The 16,924-nt window shown below is 72.1% G+C and carries 12 protein-coding genes and 1 pseudogene; 8 read left to right on the top strand and 5 right to left on the bottom strand.

Annotated elements, in window-relative coordinates; all coding sequences use genetic code 11:
• Positions 1–105 precede the first annotated feature (105 nt).
• Positions 106–1,446 (top strand): crotonyl-CoA carboxylase/reductase, encoded by a 1,341-nt coding sequence (gene ccrA, locus ACFHWS_RS23060; protein ID WP_416569038.1) that lies wholly within the window; start codon positions 106–108, stop codon positions 1,444–1,446.
• A 287-nt stretch (positions 1,447–1,733) separates the two neighbouring features.
• Entirely contained in the window at positions 1,734–3,644 is a 1,911-nt protein-coding gene (locus ACFHWS_RS23055) for a helix-turn-helix domain-containing protein (RefSeq protein ID WP_416569029.1), read from the top strand.
• On the opposite strand, the gene ACFHWS_RS23050 is transcribed toward ACFHWS_RS23055, so the two are convergent.
• Positions 3,641–4,900: an IS701 family transposase gene (locus tag ACFHWS_RS23050; protein ID WP_416569028.1), complete on the bottom strand. Its 1,260-nt coding sequence runs from the start codon at positions 4,898–4,900 to the stop codon at positions 3,641–3,643. The genes ACFHWS_RS23055 and ACFHWS_RS23050 overlap by 4 nt on opposite strands.
• 447 nt (positions 4,901–5,347) lie before the next feature.
• Between ACFHWS_RS23050 and hflX the strand changes: the two genes are divergently transcribed.
• The 4 genes from hflX (at position 5,348) to erm (ending at position 10,598) form a co-directional block, all read left to right on the top strand.
• Positions 5,348–6,745 (top strand): GTPase HflX, encoded by a 1,398-nt coding sequence (gene hflX / locus ACFHWS_RS23045; RefSeq protein ID WP_416569037.1) that lies wholly within the window; start codon positions 5,348–5,350, stop codon positions 6,743–6,745.
• 60 nt (positions 6,746–6,805) lie between these two features.
• Positions 6,806–8,035 (top strand): dTDP-4-dehydro-6-deoxyglucose aminotransferase, encoded by a 1,230-nt coding sequence (locus ACFHWS_RS23040; RefSeq protein WP_416569027.1) that lies wholly within the window; start codon positions 6,806–6,808, stop codon positions 8,033–8,035.
• A gap of 34 nt (positions 8,036–8,069) precedes the next feature.
• Positions 8,070–9,512, top strand: coding sequence for a dTDP-4-amino-4,6-dideoxy-D-glucose ammonia-lyase (gene desII, locus ACFHWS_RS23035; RefSeq protein ID WP_416569026.1), 1,443 nt, complete (start codon positions 8,070–8,072; stop codon positions 9,510–9,512).
• A 252-nt stretch (positions 9,513–9,764) separates the two neighbouring features.
• Positions 9,765–10,598 (top strand): 23S ribosomal RNA methyltransferase Erm, encoded by an 834-nt coding sequence (erm, locus tag ACFHWS_RS23030; protein WP_416569025.1) that lies wholly within the window; start codon positions 9,765–9,767, stop codon positions 10,596–10,598.
• Positions 10,599–10,792: 194 nt separating this feature from the next.
• Here erm and nshR read toward each other — a convergent pair whose 3' ends face one another.
• Entirely contained in the window at positions 10,793–11,698 is a 906-nt protein-coding gene (gene nshR / locus ACFHWS_RS23025) for an NshR/TsnR family 23S rRNA methyltransferase (RefSeq protein ID WP_416569024.1), read from the bottom strand.
• A 197-nt stretch (positions 11,699–11,895) separates the two neighbouring features.
• Between nshR and ACFHWS_RS23020 the strand changes: the two genes are divergently transcribed.
• Both ACFHWS_RS23020 and ACFHWS_RS23015 read left to right on the top strand, forming a co-directional pair.
• A complete protein-coding gene (locus ACFHWS_RS23020) occupies positions 11,896–12,504 on the top strand; it encodes an Hsp20/alpha crystallin family protein (protein ID WP_416569023.1) in 609 nt (202 codons plus the stop codon).
• A pseudogene (locus ACFHWS_RS23015) lies at positions 12,501–13,673 on the top strand (glycosyltransferase family 9 protein); the annotation flags it as partial. The gene ACFHWS_RS23020 and the pseudogene ACFHWS_RS23015, both read left to right, overlap by 4 nt.
• 30 nt (positions 13,674–13,703) lie before the next feature.
• On the opposite strand, the gene ACFHWS_RS23010 reads toward ACFHWS_RS23015, so the two are convergent.
• The 3 genes from ACFHWS_RS23010 to rfaE2 are packed head-to-tail and all read right to left on the bottom strand — an operon-like array spanning position 13,704 to position 16,824.
• Positions 13,704–14,126, bottom strand: a complete 423-nt coding sequence (locus tag ACFHWS_RS23010) for a DUF2267 domain-containing protein (RefSeq protein ID WP_416569022.1) — start codon at positions 14,124–14,126, stop codon at positions 13,704–13,706.
• Positions 14,123–15,052, bottom strand: a complete 930-nt coding sequence (locus tag ACFHWS_RS23005) for a glycosyltransferase (RefSeq protein WP_416556471.1) — start codon at positions 15,050–15,052, stop codon at positions 14,123–14,125. Before ACFHWS_RS23005 ends, ACFHWS_RS23010 begins: the two co-directional genes overlap by 4 nt.
• Positions 15,049–16,824 (bottom strand): D-glycero-beta-D-manno-heptose 1-phosphate adenylyltransferase, encoded by a 1,776-nt coding sequence (gene rfaE2 / locus ACFHWS_RS23000; RefSeq protein WP_416569021.1) that lies wholly within the window; start codon positions 16,822–16,824, stop codon positions 15,049–15,051. The genes ACFHWS_RS23005 and rfaE2 overlap by 4 nt, the downstream gene beginning before the upstream one ends.
• Positions 16,825–16,924 lie beyond the last annotated feature (100 nt).

Genomic DNA, 16,924 nt, shown 5'->3' with positions numbered 1-16,924 from the left:
CGCCCGGCCCGGCCCCCCGGGGCTCGGCCCCGGACGCCGGAACGTGACCTGACCCCTTCCCGCCCACCCGACTCCTGGGAGACACAGGTGCGAGACACCACCGAAATGAACCGCATCCTCGACGCGATCCTCGCTCCGGAGCCGGACGCGCGGGAGCTGGCCGCCCTGCCGTTGCCGCCCTCGTACCGGGCGGTGACCGTGCACAAGGACGAGACGGAGATGTTCGCGGGCCTCTCCCGCCAGGAGAAGGACCCGCGCAAGTCGTTGCACGTCGAGGAGGTGCCTGTCCCCGAACTCGGTCCCGGGGAGGCCCTCGTCGCGGTGCTGGCCAGCTCGGTCAACTACAACACCGTCTGGTCGTCGATCTTCGAACCGTTGGCCACCTTCGGTTTCCTGGAGCGGTACGGCCGTCTGTCCGAGCTGGCCCGGCGACACGACCTGCCGTACCACGTCCTCGGCTCGGACCTGGCCGGCGTGGTGCTGCGCGTCGGACCGGGGGTGAACCGCTGGCGGCCGGGCGACGAGGTCGTCGCGCACTGCCTCTCGGTGGAGCTGGAGTCCGCCGACGGCCACGGCGACACCATGCTCGACCCGGAGCAGCGCATCTGGGGTTTCGAGACCAACTTCGGCGGGCTCGCCGAGATCGCGCTGGTCAAGGCCAACCAGCTGATGCCCAAGCCGGCCCACCTGACCTGGGAGGAGGCCGCCTCGCTGGGGCTGGTCAACTCCACCGCCTACCGGCAGCTCGTCTCCGGCAACGGGGCCCGGATGAAGCAGGGCGACAACGTCCTCATCTGGGGCGCCACCGGCGGCCTCGGGGCGCACGCCACCCAGCTCGCGCTGGCTGGCGGGGCCAACCCGGTCTGCGTGGTCTCCAGTCCGCAGAAGGCCGAGATCTGCCGCCGGATGGGCGCCGAGGCCATCGTCGACCGGGTCGCCGAGGACTACCGCTTCTGGTCCGACGAGCACACCCAGAACCCCCGGGAGTGGAAGCGGTTCGGCCGGCAGATCCGGGAGCTGACCGGCGGCGAGGACGTCGACATCGCCTTCGAGCATCCCGGCCGGGAGACCTTCGGCGCCTCGGTCTACGTCACCCGCAAGGGCGGCACCGTGGTCACCTGCGCCTCGACGAGTGGCTTCGAGCACGTCTACGACAACCGGTACCTGTGGATGTCTCTGAAGCGGATCATCGGTACCCACTTCGCCAACTACCGGGAGGCGTGGGAGGCCAACCGGCTGGTCGTGAAGGGGAAGATCCACCCGACGCTGTCCCGCTGCTACCCGATGGAGGAGATCGGCCAGGCGGTGTACGACATGCACCACAACCTCCACCAGGGCAAGGTGGGTGTCCTGGCACTCGCGCCACGGTCCGGGCTCGGGGTGCGGAACGTCGAGCTGCGGGAGCGCCACCTACCCGAGATCAACCGGTTCCGCGTGCCGGAGTGAGACCTTTCACGACGGTCGGGGACAAATAGGAGAGTCAGGAAGTGTCTGCAACCTCGCACGGGCCGGACCTGGCCGGCCTGTCCGCCCGGTGCCGACGGCGAAAGACCAGCTCTGCGCGGGTGTGGCAGGGCGCAGTGCGGTACCCGTGCACGCCAGAGCGTCGACAAAGGATTGTGCGGGATCGGTTGCGGTTCGCGGGATACGATAGGTGTATCGATGGCCGCAAACGGAGATTCCCGGATTCCTGGCCCCTGTCCGTAGGCGTTGTGTGCGAGGTGGTGGGACGCATGACTGGCTCCGGCTCTCCGTCGCGAGACCACGAACTTCAGTTCTTCGAACTCCTGGCCCGGGAGGCGCCCGTCCCACGGTACGAGGAACTGGTGCAGCAGGCGCAGCGCGACGGCGTGGACCGGGCCGCGCTCGACCGGATAGTGACGGCCAAGCGGCTCGCCCTGGAGCTGCGGGAGACCGTCGGCCGGCGGTGCCGGCGCGGAGCCGAACTGGCCGCCCTCGTCGACACCGCCCGGGACCTCGCCGGGGCCCCGAATCTGGAGGCCGGGCTGCACCTGGTCGTCCGGCGGGCGCAACTGCTGCTCGCCATCGACGTGGCGTTCGTCAGCCTGGTCGACAAGGTGACCGGCGACTCCTACATCGCCTCGGCCGTCGGCGCGGCCACCACACTGAACGACGGCTTCCGGCTGCCCCGCCGGCGCGGCCTGCTCGTCCCCGTCGGCGGCGGTGAGCCGATCTCCTGGACGGCCGAATACCTTACCGACGAGCGGCTCGAACGTCACCCGGTCACCGACGGCCTGATCCGCGCGGAAGGGCTGCACGCCGTCCTGTCGGTGGCCCTGTGGGTGGACGGCCAGCACCTCGGGGACCTGCACGTCGGCCACCGGCAGATCCGGCACTTCGCCCCGGACGAGGTGGCCGCTCTGCGCCTGCTTGCCGACCTCGCGGCGACCGCCGTGAACCGGATCAGCGTGCTCTGCGACACCTTGGCCGACCTCAAGCAGGCCCAGCAGGAGGCCGCCCAGGCCCGCGCCGAGCTGAGCGCGGTCCGGGAGGTGAGCGGCCTGCAACCCGAACTGGTCCAGCTTGTCCTCGACAGCGGCGGACTGGACGACCTGGCCGCCAGCGCGGTACGTCGGCTGGGTGGGGCGTTGCAGGTCCGCGACCGGACCGGTGTCGCGCTGGCCGCGGTCGGTGGCCTCCCTGCACCCGACGAGCGGGAAGTGTCCCGCGCCCGGCTCGGCGCCCGCACCACCGGCCGGCCCGCCCGGCTGAGCACCGGCTCCTGGGTGGTGCCGGTGACCGCCAGCGCCGACGACCTCGGCTGTGTGCTGTTCCACCCCGACGAGACGTTCGACGCCGAGCGGATGGCGATCCTGCCGGCTGTCGCCCAGTCCGTCGCACTGCTGCTGACCCAGACCGTCGGAATCCGGGGTCGTCCGGGCGACCAGCTGCTGGAGGATCTGCTGGGTCCCTGGCCGGAACTGGACCGGGACGGCAAACATGGCCGCCGGACCCGGTTCGACCTGGACCGGCCGTACGTGGTGGTGGTCGCCCGGCCCGAGGGCACCGCCCCGCCCGGCGTGGTCGAACGGGCGGTCTCCGTCGCGCACGGGCTGGACGGGATGAAGGCGATGCGCGACGGACACGCGGTGCTGCTGCTGCCCGGGCACGACCCGGGAGCCCGGGCCCGGGACGTCTCCCGCGAACTGGGCGGGCTGCTCGGCCTGCCGGTCACCGCCGGCGGGGCCGGCCCGGTGCGGACCGCCGACGCGGTCAGAGGTACCTACCAGGAGGCGGCCCGGTGCGTTGACGCCCTGGCCGCGCTGGACGCGACGGGACGGGCGGCCTGCTCGCGGGACTTGGGCTTCCTCGGGCTGCTGGTGGCCGACGGCCGCGACGTCCCCGGCTTCGTCGACCGGGTCCTCGGGCCGGTGCTGAACTACGACGCCCGGCGGTTCGCCAACCTCGCCGAGACCCTGGAGGTCTACTTCGACTCGGGCGGCAGCCGAACCCGCGCGGCGGAGATGCTGCACGTCCACCCGAACACCGTCTCCCGAAGGCTGGACCGCATCGCCCAGCTCCTCGGCGACGACTGGCAGAGACCGGACCGGGCCCTCGACATGCAGCTCGCCCTGCGCCTGCACCGGGTCCGGGACCTGCTCTGCGCGGAACGCGACGACTAGGCCCCGCTCCCGGCCCGGTGGGCGGCACCCGGGCCGCCGGACGGGCCTACCGACGCCTCCTGGTGCCCCAGCATCCGCAGGGCGTGCGCCACGGACGCGAGGGTCACGTGCCGGTGCCAGCCCGGGTACGACCGACCCTCGAAGTCCTGCATCCCGACGTCGAGGCTGATGTCGGAGAAATCGGCCTCGACCCGGCGGGTGAGCCGACTCAGCCGCAGCAGCGGGCCGTACCCGGCGCCAGTCATGTTGGTCAGCCACACCTGCCGTACCCCGCGCTCGTACGTCTGCCACGTGCCGAGCAGCGTCAACGGTAGCCCGAGGGCGGCCGTCCGGATCGACCCGGCGGCGGATCCGGCGTACGAGCCGGGCGGGCGGGCGTCCGGCGTACCCGGCCAGTACACCTGCAAGGGCGCCACCAGGCTGGTGCGCCGGGCCCCAGGGCTGGCCGGGTCGATCCACTCCACCGGGCGGCGCTGGGCCCGCGCCAGGCCGAGCAGGTGTTCGGCGGAGGCCGCCGAGACCCGGGTCTTGCCCTGGCCGACCCCGGCGGCCAGCAGGGTGCAGCCCCCGCTGACCCGCAGCAGGAACGGCAACCCCGCCGCGGTGAACGCCTCCACCAGCGGGGGCAGCGCCGAGTACCGCGCGTCCATCACCACCGGACGCGGCTCGATGCCCCAGGCCGCGGCCTTCAGGACTGCCTGCACCGCCGCTCCGTCGCCGGTCGTGCCGTCCTCGTCCGCAAGGACGGTGGCGCGGATCCGGGTCCGGTTGTCCTGGAGCCACCCTTTGCTGATGGAGAGTTGCCAGTTGATTGGCGCGGCGGCCGTCTCCGAGGCGAGCCAGAGCCCGTAGCTCTGCTGGCTGTTCACCGTCTCGCCGAGCGCCGGCGCGTACCGACGTTCCACCCCGACCGAGTGCCGGCCGGTCTTCGGCACCAACATCGACCGCACCACCCAGGCCCGGGGCGACAGCAGCCGGTCCAGATGGCGGGCGAGGGAGGCGCGGACGATCGTCCATTCCCAGGTGGAGCAACTGATGAAGTGGTGCAGGCTCTGCGCCGCCGCCGGATCGTCGGTGCTGGTGGCCAGGTTGCGCATGGTCTTGCGGCCAGGTGAGGTCAGCAGGCCCCGGACGTACATCTCGCCCTTGCGCCGCTGGTCGGCGCGGGGCAGCGAGGCCAGCAGGGTGCCGCACACCCTGGACACCGTGTCCAGATCGGCCCGTCGCGTTCGGCTCTTCTCCTGGACGTCGGGCATCGGCACTCTCCTCCGGCTGCTGGTGGGGCGATGCGCTGATCACGGCCAGGGCCCGGCCCTCGTCCCACGATCGCCCGGTGGCCCGGTGTTGCCCAGGTGAGTTGGAACCACACTTGACCATCGATGGTGGTTGCGTACCGAACGTAGTTGGGTGTACATCCGAGAGTGTCGGTCGATTGCGGTCCCGGTACCCGGTGACGCCACCACACCTCACGGCCCGGACTGCAGCGAAATGTGTGACCGGCGAACCTCGCATCCCGCGCCACTCTCCGGAAACCTTCTAGGAGATCGGCAATCGTCGTGATGTGCGGCAGGTGTCGGTCCTGCCCCCCGGGTTCCAGCCCTGTCGGGTCCTACCCGCGACCCGCCGCCCCCACCGACCTGCTAAGGACCCCGATGACCTCCGCAGCGCACCGCCCTCGGTACTCGGCGACGGCTGACGCCCTGATGGACAGCGCCGATGTCCGGCCGGGCGCCGGGGACGTCGACGGCGCGCAACTCGACCGGGACGACCGGGCCGCGCTGCGGCGGGTCGCCGGCCTGTCCACCGAGACGACCGACGTCACCGAGGTCGAGTACCGGCAGGTCCGGCTGGAGCGGGTGGTGCTGGTCGGGGTCTGGACCGCCGGCACGCTCGACGAGGCCGAACGGTCCCTGGCCGAACTGGCGGCGTTGGCTGAGACGGCGGGAGCGATGGTGCTCGACGGGGTGATCCAGCGCCGTGCCCGGCCCGACCCGGGGACCTACCTCGGGTCCGGCAAGGCCCGGGAACTACGGGACATGGTCCGGGCGGCCGGCGCTGACACGGTGGTGTGCGACGGTGAACTCAGTCCCGCCCAGTTGGTACGCCTGGAGCAGGTCGTCGACGCGAAGGTGGTGGACCGCACCGCGCTGATCCTCGACGTCTTCGCTCAGCACGCCACGTCCCGCGAGGGCAAGGCGCAGGTGGCACTGGCCCAGATGCAGTACATGCTGCCCCGGTTGCGCGGCTGGGGTCAGTCGCTCTCCCGGCAGATGGGCGGTGGCGGCGGTGGTGGCATGGCCACCAGAGGACCCGGCGAGACCAAGATCGAAACCGACCGGCGGCGGATCCACGAGAAGATGGCCCGGCTCCGTCGGGAGATCGCCGAGATGCGGACCGGCCGGGAACTCAAGCGCCAGGAGCGGCGGCGCAGCAGCATCCCGTCGGTCGCCATCGCCGGCTACACCAACGCGGGGAAGTCCTCGTTGCTCAACCGGCTCACCGGGGCCGGCGTGCTGGTGCAGAACGCGCTCTTCGCCACCCTCGACCCGACCGTGCGTCGGGCCATCACCCCGGCCGGTCGGGCGTACACCATCACCGACACCGTCGGGTTCGTCCGCCACCTGCCGCACCACCTGGTGGAGGCGTTCCGCTCCACCCTGGAGGAGGTAGCCGAGGCCAACCTGCTGCTGCACGTCGTGGACGGCTCGCACCCCGCGCCGTTGGAGCAACTCGCTGCGGTCCGCGCGGTCATCCGGGACGTCGACGCGGGCGACGTGCCGGAGCTTGTGGTGGTCAACAAAGCCGACGCGGCCACCCCGGCGGCTCTGGCCGCGTTAGCGGAGGCCGAGCCCCGGCACGTCGTCGTCTCGGCCCGTACCGGGCAGGGCATCGACACGCTCCGGGCGGCCGTCGGCACCGCGTTGCCGCATCCGGAGGTGCAGGTCGACGTCCTGATTCCGTACACCGCGGGTGGTCTCGTCGCACGGATCCACGCCTACGGCGAGGTGCTGGCGGAGGAGCACACCGCCGACGGCACCGTGCTCCGGGCCAGGGTGGCCGCCGACCTGGCCGCCGATCTGGGCGAGTACGCCAGGACCTGAGCCGGGTCCGGGGGCGCCCGGGGCCGGACGCAGCCGTGAACCGCGGAAGGAGGCAGGACCATGAAGCGCGATCTCGGGGACCTGGCGCTCTTCGGAGGGCACGCCAGCTTCCTCCAGCAGATCCACGTCGGGCGGCCCAACCGGATCGAACGGACGCGGTTCTTCGACCGCCTGTCCTGGGCGTTGGACAACCAGTGGCTGACCAACAACGGGCCGCTGGCGCGGGAGTTCGAGGAGCGGGTGGCCGACCTGGCCGGGGTCCGTAACTGCGTGGCCACCTGCAACGCGACGGTGGCCCTGCAACTGCTCGTGCACGCGGCGGAGCTGACCGGCGAGGCGATCATGCCGTCGCTGACCTTCGCCGCAACCGCGCATGCGGTCCGGTGGCTCGGCCTGGAGCCGGTCTTCTGCGACATCGATCCGCGTACCGGGGGTATCGACCCGGCGGCGGTGGCCGCCGCCGTGACCCCCCGCACGTCGGGGATCTTCGGCGTCCACCTGTGGGGGCGCCCCTGTGACGTGGACGCGTTGGAGAAGTTGGCCGCCGACACCGGTCTGCGGCTGTTCTTCGACGCCGCCCACGCCATCGGCTGCACCTCGCAGGGGCGACCCTTGGGGAGCTTCGGCGACGCGGAGGTGTTCAGCTTCCACGCGACCAAGGTGGTCAACGCCTTCGAGGGCGGGGCGATCGTCACCGACGACGACGACCTGGCCCACCGAATCCGCAGCCTGGCGAACTTCGGTTTCAACCTGCGGACCCCCAGCGCGGCCGGCGGCACCAACGCCAAGATGAGCGAGGCGTCCGCCGCCATGGGGCTCACCTCGCTCGACGCGTTCCCCGAGGTGGCCCGCCACAACCGGGACAACTACGAGCAGTACCGCAGCGAGCTGGCCCGGGTGCCCGGCCTCAGCGTGATCGAGATCGATCCCGATGAGCGGCACAACTATCAGTACGTGATCGTCGAGATCGACGAGGAGATCACCGGGCTCCCCCGGGACCTGCTCGTCGAACTGCTGCGGGCGGAGAACGTCGTCGCGCAGCGCTACTTCTCCCCGCCGTGCCACCAGATCGAACCGTACCGGTCCCGGCAGGAGGTGCTGCACCTGCTGCATACCGAGCGCCTCTCGGCGAGGGTCGTGGCGCTGCCGACCGGATCCATGATCTCCCGTGAGGACATCCGCAGGGTGTGCAACATCGTGCGGTTGGCGGCCACCCGGGGATCCGAACTGACCGCCCGGTGGCACCAGCAGTCCGGGGCCGGTGGACAGGGCGTGGTGCCGGCCGGCTGACCGACCGGTACCGGATGAACGTGGGGGAGGGCCCATGACGGTAGAGATGTCCGTGACGAACTCCGCGATACCTGGCAGCGATCTGACGGCGGTAGCGCAGGCACTGCACGAGGAGGTGACGGGCACCGGGCTCGTGCCGCCGGCCGAGATCGGCCCGACCGCTCACCGGTTGGCGGCACTCGCGCGCATCTACGGGAACGCACCCTTCGTGCCGCTCGAACAGGCGCGCCACGAACTCGGCGTGGACCGGGCCGGCTTCGAGCGGTTGCTGGAACTGTTCACCCGGATCCCGGCGCTGCGGTCCGCCGTCGAGAACGGCCCCTCGGGCCGCTACTGGACGAACACCGTGTTGAGCCTGGAAAGGGCGGGTGCCTTCGACGCCGTGCTCGCCAGAAAGCCGACGTTCCCGCATCTTGTCGGTCTATATCCCGGGCCTACCTGCATGTTCCGCTGCCACTTCTGCGTCCGGGTCACCGGTGCCCGGTACCAGGCCTCCTCGCTGTCCGGCGGAAACGAGATGTTCGCGGCTGTCATCGACGAAGTTCCCGCCGGCAACCGCGACGCGATGTACGTCTCCGGAGGCCTGGAACCGCTCACCAATCCCGGACTCGGCGCCCTGGTCAGCCGGGCAGCCGGGCGGGGTTTCCGGATCGTCCTCTACACCAACTCCTTCGCGCTGACCGAGCAGAAGTTCAAGGGTGAGCAGGGCCTGTGGGACCTGCACGCCATCCGGACGTCGCTGTACGGGCTGACTGACGAGGAGTACCAGGCCACCACCGGCAAGCAGGGCTCGTTCAGCCGGGTCCGGGACAACCTCGTGCGGTTCCAGCAGTTGCGCGCCGAGCGGGAGGCGCCGATCCGCCTCGGGCTCAGCTACATCGTCCTGCCCGGCCGCGCCGGGCGGCTGAGCGCGCTGGTCGACTTCATCGTCGAGCTCAACGAGGCGGCACCGGACCGCCCACTGGACTACATCAACCTACGCGAGGACTACAGTGGCCGGCCGGACGGGAAGCTCTCCCCGGACGAGCGTGCCGAACTCCAGGACGAGTTGAACCGGTTCCGGGAGAAGGCGGCGCAGCGTACCCCGACGTTGCACGTCGACTACGGCTACGCCCTGCACAGCCTGATGATGGGCGCCGACGTGCAACTGGTCCGAATCCGGCCGGAGACCATGCGGCCCACCGCGCACCCCCAGGTGTCGGTGCAGGTGGATCTGCTGGGGGACGTCTACCTCTATCGGGAGGCGGGCTTCCCCGGCCTGGCTGGGGCGGACCGCTACCGCATCGGAACGGTGGGGCCGGACACCACCCTCACCGAGGTGACGGAGTCCTTCGTGACCAGCGGCGCGACGGTCACCCCCCAGGCGGACGACGAGTACTTCCTGGACGGATTCGACCAGGCCGTGACCGCGCGGTTGAACCAGATGGAGACCGACATCGCTGACGGGTGGGGGGTACGACGCGGTTTTCTCCGCTGACGGAGATCGGCGGCGGCGCGGGCGACTAATGTGAAGAAACCGACGTACCCGGCGGTTGCGCCGCGTCCGGGCCCACGTGTTGCGCAGAGTCGGGTATAGTGCCGGGCATGGGTATTGTGTGTTTCATCAGGTTCCGCCGCGTATAGCGGCGGACTATCGCTCTTCTCGATGAGCTCCGCCGCGTAACGGTTCACCGCCGGTGCGGTTATCTCCAGCCGACCGGCTCCGAAACGATAATCGCGGAGCACGCACATGCCTTACCACGAGCACGTCGGACGACACGAGTTCGGCCAGAACTTCCTGGTGGACCGCTCGGTGGTCACCGATCTGACCGACCTCGTCGCCCGGACCGAGGGCCCGATCGTCGAGATCGGAGCCGGCGACGGCGCCCTCACCCTTCCGCTGAGCCGGCAGGACAGGGAAGTGACCGCCGTGGAGATCGACCCCAAGCGCGCCAAGCGGTTGGGCCGACAGACCCCGGAGAACGTCACCGTGGTCTGCGCCGACATCCTGCGCTTCCGGTTTCCCCAGCATCCCCACGTGGTCGTCGGGAACGTCCCCTTCCACATGACTACCTCCATCATCCGGACCCTGCTCGCCGCCGACCACTGGCACGCGGCTGTGCTGCTGGTGCAGTGGGAGGTGGCCCGCCGCCGGGCGGGTGTCGGCGGCGCGACGCTGCTGACCGCGAGCTGGTGGCCCTGGTACGACTTCGAGTTGCACTCCCGGGTGCCGGCGCGAGCTTTCCGGCCGGTGCCCTCGGTGGACGGTGGACTGTTTACCATCGTTCGTCGGGAGACTCCGCTGGTGACCGACCGCAAGGGCTACCAGGACTTCGTCCGGACGGTCTTCACCGGTCGAGGACATGGCCTCGCGGAGATCATCCAGCGGTCGGGGCGAATCAGCCGACCCGACCTGCAGGACTGGATGCGGGCCAACCGGGTGGGGCCGAACCTGCTCCCGAAGGACCTCGACGTACACGAGTGGGCCTCCCTGTGGCAGCTGGCCGGCCCGGCCCGGCCCAGTGGCGGTGGCCGGCCAACGCCGCGCCGGCCACGGAACCCCGCCTCGACCCGTCGGCTCTGACCGGTGGTGGGGCCGGTCCGGCCCCGGCCCCACCACCAACTCGTCAGGCCATGGCGGGGGCGTGATTTCCACGCGGCTCCCACCAGACGGGTGCGGGACCACTCGTCAATGTCCGCGCCGCGGATGCCGAGCAGCCGCATTGCTGCCGGCGAATGTGAAGAATGCCCGGGTCGAAACCTACCTGCTGAGACGACTCAGCGGCGCCGGCCCGGCCCGCCGGACGACGACGCAGGCCTTCTGGCCCGGCGTTTGGCGGGCTGCTGCTGGTTAGGCGCCGGAACCTGTGGCGGGCGCCGCCGGTCGGCGAGGTTCCAGTGGTAACGCTCGTAGAGTGCGATCCCGGCGCAGACGGAGACGTTCAGCGACTCCGCGGCCGGGTCGATGGGGATCGACACCGAATGGCGGGAAACGCTCTCGAAGGAGCGCGACGTACCGGTCTTCTCGCTCCCCAGCAGCAGCGCCAGCTGCTCGTCCGCGTCACGCAGATCGCTGACCGCGAGGTCACCGTCGGCGTCGAAGGCGATCAACGGAATACCGGTACGCCGGAAGTAGCCGGTCGCCTCGGCCCGCGACGCGAGCACGATCGGCAGCGAGAAGACGTAACCCCGGCTGGCCCTGATCAGCCGCCGGTCCGCGATGGTGGTCAGGTCGCTGTCCACCAGCACGATGCCACCGGCGCCGAGCGCGAACGACGTCCGCACGATGGCCCCGATGTTGCCGACGATCTTCACCCCGTCCAGGACGACGAGGTCGCCGGTCGTACGGGACAGCTCGTCGAAGCTCCACGGTCTCGGGACCCGGGCAATCCCGAACGCCTTGGGCTTCTTGTCGGTCCGGAACAGGTCGTTCATGATCGGGGCCGCGACCAGGCGGACCGGGATTCCCTCCCGCCGGCATGCGGTGATCACCTCGTCGGGCAGCGGGCTGGTCTGCACCCCGTAGACCTCGATGAACTCCAGCCCGGCGTGGATTGCCTGCACCAGCGGCTCGGCGTCCTCGATCAGCACGGTCCGCACGACGGATCGCGAATGCTTGGTGACGTCGATGATTCGCTGGACGGCCGGATCCGACCGCTCGGTGATGACATCGAGTTCCGCCACGGCAACGACCCTAACCCACCCCGGGCCCGGCCCCGCCGCCGCCGGTCCGGGCCGAAGCCCGGCCCTAGCCCCGGCCGCCGAGCGCCGGCGCCGCACCGGGTTTGCCGCCCCGATCCGCGGGTACGCGCCGGGGATGCTGCCCCACTGACCGGGCGGGTCCACCCTCCCGCCCGGCCGAACCGCACGGGAGGTGTCCGATGAGCCAACCCCGCGACCAGATGCAGGAACGCGGCTGGGATCCGATCGGCAGTCTGCAGTCGCTCTGGTCGGAGCTGGGCCGGGTCTTCGGCGGCGACGCCGGCGTACCCGAGGTCGAGCTGCTGGACACCGACGACGGCTGGCGGGTGGTCGCCCGGCTGCCCGGCGTCGCACCGGAGGAGGTGGCGGTCGAGATCGACGGCGCGGACCTGTGCCTGCGGGGCCGGTCCGAGCAGGAGGTCAACGTCGACAACGGGCTACCGGACACCGGTTCGACCGAGCGCGGCTTCGAGTACCGGCTGCGCCTGCCCAGCGGGGTGGACGTACACCGGATGGACGCGGTGATGGACCACGGACTGCTCACCGTCACGATGCCCCGGGCCGAGCCGGGCGGCCGCCGGTCGATCACCGTGGGCCGGCCGCAGCACCAGCAGCCGACCGCCGGTTCGGCCGCTGCCCGGTCCGGCCGCGCCGAACAGGTCCGGATCACCACGGACGGTGCCGGGATCGCCGCCGAGGAGATCGATCCGGCCGCCGACCGGGAGATGCACCATCCGTACGCGGGTGAGGCGGACCCGCAGCGGCAGCAGGCCAGCACCGCCCGATGACCGCCGAGCCGGCCCGACCGGCCACGCCGGACCTGGACGCCGAACCGGCCCGGCCGGCCACGCTGGGCCTGACCGCCGACGCGGCCGGTGACCGGCTGGTGCCGGACGTGCACCGGATCGCGGTGCTGCGCGCCAATGCGCTCGGTGACTTCATTTTCGCCGTACCGGCGTTGACCGCGTTGCGGGCCGCGTACCCGCAGGCGGAGCTGGTGCTGCTCGGCGCGCCCTGGCATGCCCGTTGGCTGGATGCCCGGCCGGTGGCCGACCGGCCGGGCCCGGTGGACCGGGTGCTGGTGGTGCCGGCCGCGGACGGTATCCGGGCGGCGCAGTCCGACGACGAGCCGGTCACGATGAGCCAGTTCCTGGACCGGGCCCGGCGTGAGTCGTTCGACCTGGCGGTGCAGTTGCACGGCGGCGGCCGCAACAGCAATCCGCTGGTCGCGGCGCTGGGGGCGCGGGTCACCGCCGGGCTGCGGGCGGCCGACGCGCCGCCGCTGGACCGCTGGATCCGGTACGTCTACTACCAGCCGGAGGTGTTCCGCTATCTGGAGGTGGCCGGGCTGGTCGGCGCCGAACCGGTGACGCTGCAGCCCACGGTGCCGGTGACCGGCGCCGACCGGGCCGAGGCGGACCGGGTGCTCGGCCCGGCCCGGCAGCCCAGGGCGGTGCTGCATCCGGGGGCCAGCGACCCGCGCCGACGGTGGCCGGCGGACCGGTTCGCGGCGGTCGCCGACGCGCTGACCGACCGTGGTTTCGAGGTGCTGGTGACCGGCACCGGCCTGGAGCGGGACGTGGTCGCCGAGGTCAGTGTGGCGACGGCCCGGCCGGTGCGGACCGTGGTGGACGAGTTGAGCCTGGGCGGCCTGGCCGGGCTGCTGGCCGGCTGCGCGGTGCTGGTCGCCAACGACACCGGCCCGCTGCACCTGGCGGCGGCGGTCGGCGCGCCGACGGTCGGTATTTACTGGATCGGCAACCTGCTCAACGGTGCCCCGCCGGTACGTGGCCGGCACCGCCCGCTGGCCGCGTTCACCATCCACTGCCCGGTGTGCGGGATGGACGTCAGTACGGTCGGCTTCCCGGCCCGGGGCGGCGGGGACAGCTGTGGCCATCAGGAGTCGTTCGTGACCGACGTGCCGGTCGCCGAGGTGGTCGACGCGGTGCTGGAGCTGGCCCCTGCGGTGTCTGGCGGCTGGGGGGAGTCAGCCGGCACCGGCGGCGTGCACCTGAACCGGCGAGGGGAACAACTTCCGGACGTCGTCGGGCAACGGTAGCTGCACCCGGTACAGCACCCCGGCCGGGCAGTAGCCCACGACGCGGTCCAACGCGGACCGCACACCGTCGCGAACCGTCCGGTCGTCGGCGTCGTACCGGCCGGTCCGCCGACGGACCCGCCGGACCAGCTCGGCGGCGTCGAACCGCTCCGGCCGCTGCTCGGGGTCCGGGCGGTGCTCCGGGTCCGGGCGGTGCTCCGGGTCCGGACGGGCCGCCATCGCCAGCAGCGGCGGCAGCGCGTCGACCAGCAGCGCCGCCTCGCCGTCGGGCAGCAGTTCGACGAGGGTACGCAGCACCGCCACGTCCAACTGCCAGATCGTGGTGGTCGGGCGGACCAACCGTACCGTCACGGTCCGACCTCCTGCCGCTGATGCCGTGACCCGCTGTCGGCCGCCGCCGGGGCGCACCCGGCCGCGTCCTCCTCGTCGAGCAGCAGCTGCCAGCATTCGACCCGCCGGTCGGTGACCGTGGTCGGCGACTCCAGGTGGAACGCGCCGCTGGGCACGATGCCGGCACCGCCGTAGCGGCTGAGCACCGCCAGCTGGGCGGCGACGTCCTCGCCCTGGTGGTCGACCGGCATCCGACGCCAGAAGTCGAAACCGCCGGCGGCGACCAGCTTGGCCCGGTCGAACAGCACGCACCCGCCGATCCAGGACACCCGGTACGCCCGCCACTGGCCCTCGCCCAGCTGGAGCCGCTCGGTGACGTGCAGCAGGTTGGCGGCCGAGTGCAGCCGGGCGCGCGACCACTGCGGCGTACCGGGGCGGATCCGCTCCGGCTCCGGCCGGCCGTCCCATTCGACGTACCCGTCGTGGTCCTGCGGCCGTACGTCATCCAGGTAGGACAATCCGTGTACGGCGTTGCCGACGAAGCCGCAGCGCAGTTCGGCGATCGCGGTGACCAGCCGGTCGACCGTGCCGGGGGCGAGCCAGACGTCGTCGTCGAGCATCAGCACCAGCCGGGCGGTGGAGAGACTGAGCAGGTACGCCCGGTGCTCGGCCAGCCCGTGCCGGGGCAGCCGCCGGGTGAGCAGCACCGGGTGACCGGTGTGCCGCAGCGCCCGGACCATGGTGGCGGCGGCCGGGTCGGCCCACGCCGGTCCGCCGTCGGACTGGTCGCTGATCACCACGCCGAACCCGTCGGGGGCGTCCTGTGCAGCGAGCCCGGCGAGGGTGGCGGCCAGCTCGGCGGGTCGGTTGCGGGTCGGGACGAGTACGTCGAGCAGCCGGTTGCGGCGGAACTCGACCGGGTCCCCGGGCGGCAGCGGTCGGCTCATCGGGCTCCTTCCGGATGTGCTTCGAGTTCCTGGTGTGCTTCGGGTGTCGGGTGCGTTCCGGGCCGGCCAGCCCGCCCGCCGGCCGGGCCGGCCGGGGCGGCAGCCGACCGGATCCGGTTGATGACCGCCGAGGTGGACCGGTCCGCGACGTAGCCGAGGATGTGCACCGCCCCGCCGAGCCGGCGGACCAGCGGCGCTTCGGGCACCATGTCCGGCGGGTAGTCGCCGCCCTTGACGTAGACGTCCGGCCGGATCCGCTCGATCAGCCCGGCCGGGGAGTCCTCCTCGAAGACCACCACGTGGTCGACGCTGGTCAGCGCGGCGAGCACGGCGACCCGGTCCTCGACCGGGTTGACCGGCCGGTCCGGCCCTTTCAGCCGCCGCACGCTGTGGTCCGAGTTGACGGCGACGATCAGCAGGTCGCCGAGGGCGGCGGCCTCCGCCAGGTAGCCGACGTGACCGCGGTGCAGCACGTCGAAGCAGCCGTTGGTGAAGACGATCCGGGCTCCGGCGGCACGCTGTACGCGTACCTGCTCGACCAGGTTGGCGGGGTCGGTCCCGGCGGCCGGGGTCGCAGCCGGGGTGGTGACCCGCCGGCCGCCGCCCGAGGCTGCGGCCGGGAACGACTCGCTCAGCGCGGCGGTCAGCGCGTCGCGGTGGCAGATACAGGTGCCGCAGTCGCGTATGGTCAGCGCGGCGGCGAGCTGGGCCAGTCCGGCGGCGACCGGCAGGGTGGCACCGGCGACCACCGACAGGGTGAGAGCGGCCAGATAGGCGTCGCCGGCGCCGACCGCCCGGCTGGCCGCGACCGGTTCGGTACGGCAGTGGTGCGTGGCGCCACTACGGTCGCCGACCACCGAGCCGTCGGTGTCCAGGGTAACTGCCACCAGGTCCGCCCCGGTGGCGGCGTGCAGCCGGGGCAGCAGTCGCCGGGCGGCGGCGACCCGGTCGCGGTCGGGCGTGGGTTGGCCGACGGCCGGTGCGGCCTCGGCGATGCTGGGTGTGATCAGCGTCGGCCGCAGCCCGGCCCACCGGGTGAGGTCGTGGGTGTCGAGGGCGACGGTGCCGTAGCGGTCCCGGTGCCGGATCAGCCACTGCCGGATCCGGTCGGGCAGCGCGCCGAGCCCGTAGTCGCAGATGACCAGGTCGGGCCGGGCCCCGTCGACACCGGGGCGGGCCGGGCCGGGCCGGATCTTCTCGGCGTGGTCGAGGCGGATCTCCTCGGTGCTGGCGACGAGCGCGGCGAGCAGCCGTTCGACCTGTTCGGCGGGGAGTGGACCGGCCGGCCCGCCGTCGTCCTCGCGGAGCAGGATCTGGTCGGCGGCGAGCAGTCGGCGTTTCACCGGGGTACGGGTGCCCGGCTGGGCGACCATCCGGTCCTGCACGCCTGCCTGGTGCAGGCAGCGGGCCACCTGGTCGCCGACCTGGTCGACGCCGATCGGGGCGACCAGTAGTGGGCGGGCGCCGAGCGCGGCGAGGTTGACCGCGGTGTTCGCGGCACCGCCGGCGGCGATCTGGCGCCGGTCCAGGGTGAGCACCGGGGCGGGTGCCTCCCGGCAGAGTCGGGTGGAGGTGGCGAACCGCCATTCGTCGAGCATCGCGTCCCCGACGACCAGGACGGGGCGGCCGGACCACCGCTCGACGAGGTCGGCAGGGCCGGTGCCGTCAGCCGGGACGGCGGGGCCAGCGGGACCGGTGAGGCCAGCCAGGCCGGTGCGGTGCCGCTGGTCGTTGCCGGTGCGGTGCCGCTGGTCGTTGGACGAGGGCCGCATGGGGCAGCGGGTGCCCGGGACGGGCGCGGTCAAACGTGCGGGTCGGTACATGTCGGGGATCACAGGTAAATCGGTTGGCTATCCGCCCCGGCATGGCAGA

The organism is Micromonospora sp. LOL_013, from assembly GCF_048060315.1.
GTDB lineage: Bacteria > Actinomycetota > Actinomycetes > Mycobacteriales > Micromonosporaceae > Micromonospora_E.
This window is presented reverse-complemented; position numbering and strand designations above follow the sequence as displayed.

Coding starts and splice junctions, on each gene's coding strand:
- ccrA (WP_416569038.1), top strand. CDS start 106: ATGAACCGCATCCTCGACGCGATCCTCGCTCCGGAGCCGGACGCGCGG.
- ACFHWS_RS23055 (WP_416569029.1), top strand. CDS start 1,734: ATGACTGGCTCCGGCTCTCCGTCGCGAGACCACGAACTTCAGTTCTTC.
- ACFHWS_RS23050 (WP_416569028.1), bottom strand. CDS start 4,900: ATGCCCGACGTCCAGGAGAAGAGCCGAACGCGACGGGCCGATCTGGAC.
- hflX (WP_416569037.1), top strand. CDS start 5,348: ATGGACAGCGCCGATGTCCGGCCGGGCGCCGGGGACGTCGACGGCGCG.
- ACFHWS_RS23040 (WP_416569027.1), top strand. CDS start 6,806: ATGAAGCGCGATCTCGGGGACCTGGCGCTCTTCGGAGGGCACGCCAGC.
- desII (WP_416569026.1), top strand. CDS start 8,070: ATGACGGTAGAGATGTCCGTGACGAACTCCGCGATACCTGGCAGCGAT.
- erm (WP_416569025.1), top strand. CDS start 9,765: ATGCCTTACCACGAGCACGTCGGACGACACGAGTTCGGCCAGAACTTC.
- ACFHWS_RS23020 (WP_416569023.1), top strand. CDS start 11,896: ATGAGCCAACCCCGCGACCAGATGCAGGAACGCGGCTGGGATCCGATC.
- ACFHWS_RS23005 (WP_416556471.1), bottom strand. CDS start 15,052: ATGAGCCGACCGCTGCCGCCCGGGGACCCGGTCGAGTTCCGCCGCAAC.
- rfaE2 (WP_416569021.1), bottom strand. CDS start 16,824: ATGCGGCCCTCGTCCAACGACCAGCGGCACCGCACCGGCAACGACCAG.